This window comes from Eubacterium sp. AF22-8LB, assembly GCF_003458715.1.
In the GTDB taxonomy this organism is placed as follows: domain Bacteria; phylum Bacillota_I; class Bacilli_A; order Erysipelotrichales; family Erysipelotrichaceae; genus Holdemanella.
The window spans coordinates 1-236 of the sequence record NZ_QRVI01000005.1; the positions used below are offsets into that span (position 1 = coordinate 1).

Sequence of the window (236 nt, forward strand, 5' to 3'; positions counted from 1 at the left end):
TCTTCTGGATCGATTGACTTAGGAGTGATTGTTAACTTTCCATCCTCTACTCTGAATGTTACATTGCCATAGTTTTCATTGTTGTTTGTGAAATCTTCTGGCTTCAATCCCATATAGTATGTACCAGCTTCTGTACCCTTCACTTCATCATTTCCACTGAATGTGAAATCAGATTCTGTATATGTACTTCCTTCAGTAATAGATACATCATAACCTTTGACGCTCTTTTCAGTTCC

At 36.9% G+C, this 236-nt stretch carries 1 protein-coding gene; it reads right to left on the reverse strand.

What is annotated here, in order from left to right:
• Nucleotides 1-236 (reverse strand): MBG domain-containing protein (locus tag DWY01_RS11650; protein ID WP_199519845.1); only part of this gene is annotated, 236 nt, incomplete at both ends.